Genomic DNA, 5,505 nt, shown 5'->3' on the forward strand with positions numbered 1-5,505 from the left:
TTATCAAATTTATCAAATTTCATAATTTTAGATTCCTATAATTTCTATTTTAAATATATTTTATAGGAATTTTAAAATAACTAGGTTATGCAAGAAGTCTAATGAATTAGAAAAAATTAATATTGAAGCAACGCTTGTTGCTAAAGTGCTAAAAATTGTGAAAGATATAGTAGAAGCAGTAACTGCTGAAGATTATACAATTACAAATAATGTTCAGCCAGGTGATTATTCAAAGCAACAAGAAGTCATAATTTTAGTTAAAGCAAAAGACACTTCAAAATATATTTCTGGAAAATTTGCTTTTAAGGGTTATGTAAAAGCTATCAAATAATATTTTCATTTTATTAAAAAGATTAACACGATAAAAAGTTAATATTTTTTATTTCATATGATAATTTATAATAAAAATTATTTTGATTTTAAATTTTAATTTGTTGCAGTTTATATTATAGTTTCCATACTAATAAAAAATAAAAAAATTTGCTAATTATAAATAGTTTTTCATAAATTAATAGTATAATTTAAATACCTTAAAGTACAAAATAATTTATTTTAATCAAAAACAGCAATCATTAGGAGCTTATAAGATATGGCCAAACAAAAGTTAACTAAATGGTATTATAACAATTTAAAGGTTAATAATTGAAATTTATATGTTGCTGTTTCTGAACAAGGTGTAACTTTTATTGGTTCTAATAACAAAGGGTTTAATGAATTAGAATCTTGGTTGAAGAAAAAGGGACCAAATATTTTATTAATTGCTGATCAAGAAGGAAAAACGAACCTTGTTATGGAGCAATTAACGGAATATTTAATTGGAAAACGAACATTTTTTACTTTAGCGTTTGATTTCACGGGTACTTTGTTTCAAAAAAAGGTTTGAGCAGAAGTTGCTAAAATACCATATGGAACAACAACTTGTTATGCTGATATTGCACAAAAAATTGGACATCCACAAGCAATGCGAGCTGTGGGGACAGCAATTGGCAATAATGCCATCACAATTCTTGTTCCCTGTCATCGTGTTTTAGGCAAAAATAATGCTTTACGTGGCTATCGTAGTGGGTTAGAAATGAAAGCATCGTTATTACAATTAGAAAATATTTGATAATTAGTATTTGTTATTTTAAATTTATGCTTTGTTAAAAGTAGTTTTTATTACAATTAATTTTATTTTTAATTAGTATGTTGATTATCAACAATAAATTTTTAATATATTAAAAGGAGAAAAAATTATGGGAAAGTTTCATACAATAGCAAGTAGTTTATTAGTGTTTGGAACTATTAATATGACATTTGTACCTACTTCTAGTTTTATTAATCAAAAGGGATATATTACAGAACTATCACCAACAGCAGTTTCATCACTTGACGAAGATGATTTTATTTATTCAGGCTATTTATTACAGTATTTTATTTATAAGTCTTCCAATATTGACCAAAACAAAACAGTAAAAATGATGGAAAACAATATTGTTACTAATAAAGATATAATTTATAATACTAAAACTAATATTAATAATGTGAGAATCGATACGAAACAATTATTTGAAATGTCATTAATGGCCTCTATTATTAATACTAGTATTTATGGAATGAAAACTTGGAAAGAATTTTTTGCCGAAGCATATTTAAAATGAATGACAATGCCAAACGAAATGAAAAATAAAAGCTGAGAGATTTTAAATAATTTTTTTATTGATATTTATACTCCGCTTCAAAAAGGGAATTTTGGTTCCCGAATTACTTCTTTACGAAAACAACGTGCTAAAATTGATCAGTATGTTGCAAAGTCAAATATTAGTTATAATACTAATTTAACAACTAAACCAATTGATGCAGTTGATTTAAAATATTTTTTGCCATCTTTTGAACTTGGTTTACAACAATTAATTCCCCAAAATAGGAAATTATGAGCACGGAATTATACTTTTAATGCTCTTAAAACAAGTTTAATTATGTGGCAGTCAAGTGGAATGCAAGATATTGAAACTAATAATGTTAGTTTTGACGGAAATATTCTACGAAATAGCATTATTAATAATGGTGAGCAGGATTTAACAACGGAATTAGGAAATATGATGAATGATTCATATACGTGAGCATCACAATCAGCGATTATAAAATTTGAAAATTTTATGAATACTAGTAAACAGCAATATTATTCATCATTTGATAAGTTAGATGAAGATTTAAAAAAGATAACAGAATATGAAAATAATTATTATCATGAAAAAGGGAGCACTATTTTCTTAAAAGATAGCGTGCAAGCAATGCAAAAATATTATCAATGAACTGATGAACGGATGGAGTTTCTTAAAGAACAAATTTTAAATTTATTTAATATGACTTATGCAATAACTGGTGACAATTTTAAATATTTTTTAACTGGATTTTTATTTTCTCCTGATGCACCATTGTTAGAAAAAAGTAGACAAACAGCAGCTTATACAAATTATTCTTTTCAATCATTACCATGGTCAAATCGTTTTATTTCAACTAAACGGGCTTATATCGTTATTTCTGCAAAAGAATTTGATAATGTTTTGCAGGGAAAAACTATTTCTGAATATTTAATTGGATGATGAAGCTCACCAAATGTTTTTTCTACTTTGAACCATGAGATGGGGCATGCTGTTGATGCTTACTTTGGAATGATTAAAGAAGCACGAAATGTTGCACCAAAATATTTTAAGAATCTTGTAAATAGTTTAGGAATTAAAGGACAATATATGGGTAACATTTTTGGCTATGATGATATTGCAAGTTATAATCAAAAGGTTAATATTATTAAAATTGTTTTAATTATTATGTTTGGTGCTTTTTGCACAAGTATTATTATTGCCGTTGTTTTAGGTACTAGTCGTAAGATTAGATCTCAAAAGAAATAAAAATGGTAAAAATGCAACAATATTGCATTTTTTATTTAAAAATAAAGGAGGAAAAAATGAGTAGTAAAAAACAAATGACAAAATTTGGATTTATTGTTTCATCATTAGGTGCAGCAATTGGATTAGGGGTAATTTGAGGATTACCTGGTTATATTAATAAATATGGTGGATTTTATTTTTTCTTAATATATATTTTTGCATTATTAATTGTGGGAATTCCACTATTAATTTTTGAATTTAACTTAGGAAATCTTCGACGTAAAAGTGTAATTAACATTTTTGATAAGGAAAGTGTTCGCTTTAGTCGCTTTATGGGTTGGTTTCAATCAACTTTAATGATTATTATTCCGATTTATTATGCTGTTTTGGTTGGTTATACTATTATTTCGATTGGAATTGAATTTAATCCTACCTTGATTAGTAATGTTGATGGAAATATTTTTAATCATCAGATTTTACAACGTGGTGGTTTTGGCGTAACTAACAATGGTGGTTTTCAATGAATTGTATTTTTAGCTTTTTTATTTGTTGTTTTGTTAGTTGGTCTTGTCTTATTATTTGGAATTAGGGGAATTGAAAAAGTTAATAAGTTTTTTATGCCCTTATTATTTTTAATTATTTTAATTTTAGCAATTTATATTTTAACAGTTCCAGGGAGTCATCAAGGATTAGCAACGTTGTTTTTAACAAATAATTTAGAGAAATTAAAGCAAAGTCAAACATGATGTAGTGTTTTTTCCTTAGCTTTTTTTACAACATCATTAGGAATTGGAATGATGATGCGCTTTGCTGGTGTAGGTCCACATAATCAAGATAATGTTTCAAAAGCTTACTTATTAGTAATTGGAATTTTATTTTTATCCATTACTAACTTAATCTTTATTTTTGGTGCATCAGGAGCTATTGTTAATAATTTGGTTACTGATAAAAATGATATTTTATTATTTCAACAACAAATTGCTACTAAGTTTGGTAATGATTCAATGGTTTTTGTTTTTAATGTTTTGCCAGAAACTTTCCATATTATTAATCAAAATACTGTTGTGGGAGTTGGGAATTTCTTAGGAGTTTTATTCTTTTTAGCTTTATTTATTGCCGGATTAAGTACAACGGTTGGTAATGTTGAAGTTATTATGGATGCTATTGAAACACAATATGAAATTAGTAATCAAAAAGTAATTTGTGGGATTTGTTTAACAATTATTGTTGTTGGTTTATCACTAGTTTTTGAGAGTACATATCAGGTAATTAATTCCTTTCAATTATTAGCAGCAGGATTAGATTTAATTTTAGTATCTTTAGCACAAGTTATTTTCTTTGTTTGATATGCAAAAAAACTACATATTGTAATTAATTACAATAACCAAGTATCATGAATTAAATTAAATAAGTTATATAAAATTATGATGTATTATTTAATTCCACTTATATTAGTTGTTATTGTTGGTTTTTCAGTTTATAATTTTATTATTAGTTGTACAAAAAACGCTTGATATATCTCAGTATTAGCTTTTGTGTTAGGTATTTTTGTACCAGTCCTAGTTGCAAGTCTGAATAGTTATTATGGCATAAAACGAGAAAAAGGAGGACAGAAACCATGTTAGTTACCATCGCCATTGTTGTTTTATTAGTTTTAACAATTTTATTAGCAGTTGCTTTTGGCTTTTTTATCTATAAAGATTGACAACGTAGCCAGCATACATTAGAAGTTGATCAGAAATTAGCATTAGAACATAAGTTAGAAGAAGATTTAGAACCAAGTTTAGATCATAAAACTAATGAAAGAAAGTAAATTTAATATTTTTTAATTATCATGCTGTTTGATAATTTCAATTAATTCTATTGATGATGAGCAGTTTTTTATACTAGTTAAAAATTCTTTTTTTTGCAAATAGTTTAGCAATCGATTGAAGTAATTCTATATGTGAAAAATTATCTTCTGCAGCAAGAAAGAGCTAAGCAATATTTAGTATGGTATTTGTCTTCTTTTTGAAATTTAACTGGAATTTTAAAATATGTAAAACTTATTCCAGTTTTTAAAATTGTTGAGTCAGGCATAATATGCAATAATGCTAATTTGGGTGCCACAACATAATAAGGACCTAAATCATTTGTTATTTCAATAATTTTAGTGGGAAAATCAGTTTTAACATAATTATTTGTAATTAATAATTCAGATGCTAATTCAATTGCTTGTTCTCATTTATTAATTGGTTTTTCAATATATTGTAATAATTTTTCATTAAATATTTTCATTTTTTATAAACTTTTCTATTTTTTTATTATAGAAAGAAGATGGTAAAGTACAAGAAAATTAATTGTTTTTGTATTTTTTTTATTAAAATGCAAATTTTTTGAAAATTTAATACATTATAATTTTTAGTGAAGGAGGGTATAAATAATTCCAATAATTGTTTTGGATTTATATAATAGACTTCTTGCATAACCTAGTTATTTTAAAATTCCTATAAAATATATTTAAAATAGAAATTATAGGAATCTAAAATTATGAAATTTGATAAATTTGATTTTATTAATGATAAAGAATTATTCCGATTAACAGGAATAAAACAAGCCACTTTTAATAAAATGTTAGATATTTTAAAGGTTGCTG

The 5,505-nt window shown here is 25.3% G+C and carries 6 protein-coding genes; 5 read left to right on the top strand and 1 reads right to left on the bottom strand.

Annotated elements, in window-relative coordinates; genetic code table 4:
• The first annotated feature begins 85 nt into the window (after positions 1 to 85).
• The 5 genes from EHV01_RS02870 to EHV01_RS02890 all read left to right on the top strand — a co-directional run bounded on the left by EHV01_RS02870 (position 86) and on the right by EHV01_RS02890 (position 4,683).
• On the top strand, positions 86 to 331 hold the full coding sequence (locus EHV01_RS02870) for a spiralin repeat-containing protein (RefSeq protein WP_422066124.1): 246 nt from the start codon (positions 86 to 88) through the stop codon (positions 329 to 331).
• Positions 332 to 589: 258 nt separating this feature from the next.
• A complete protein-coding gene (locus EHV01_RS02875; RefSeq protein WP_422066119.1) occupies positions 590 to 1,111 on the top strand; it encodes a methylated-DNA--[protein]-cysteine S-methyltransferase in 522 nt (173 codons plus the stop codon).
• A 124-nt stretch (positions 1,112 to 1,235) separates the two neighbouring features.
• Positions 1,236 to 2,891, top strand: a complete 1,656-nt coding sequence (locus EHV01_RS02880; protein WP_422066120.1) for a hypothetical protein — start codon at positions 1,236 to 1,238, stop codon at positions 2,889 to 2,891.
• Positions 2,892 to 2,947: 56 nt separating this feature from the next.
• On the top strand, positions 2,948 to 4,495 hold the full coding sequence (locus EHV01_RS02885; RefSeq protein WP_422066121.1) for a sodium-dependent transporter: 1,548 nt from the start codon (positions 2,948 to 2,950) through the stop codon (positions 4,493 to 4,495).
• The gene (locus EHV01_RS02890; RefSeq protein ID WP_422066122.1) at positions 4,489 to 4,683 is read left to right on the top strand and encodes a hypothetical protein; all 195 of its coding nucleotides are present in this window, start codon (positions 4,489 to 4,491) and stop codon (positions 4,681 to 4,683) included. The genes EHV01_RS02885 and EHV01_RS02890 overlap by 7 nt, the downstream gene beginning before the upstream one ends.
• 140 nt (positions 4,684 to 4,823) lie before the next feature.
• Here EHV01_RS02890 and EHV01_RS02895 read toward each other — a convergent pair whose 3' ends face one another.
• Positions 4,824 to 5,147: a PTS sugar transporter subunit IIA gene (locus EHV01_RS02895; protein WP_422066123.1), complete on the bottom strand. Its 324-nt coding sequence runs from the start codon at positions 5,145 to 5,147 to the stop codon at positions 4,824 to 4,826.
• Between the last annotated feature and the right edge of the window lie 358 nt (positions 5,148 to 5,505).

The organism is Spiroplasma sp. hy2 (genome assembly GCF_044714365.1).
GTDB lineage: Bacteria > Bacillota_I > Bacilli_A > Mycoplasmatales > Mycoplasmataceae > Spiroplasma > Spiroplasma phoeniceum.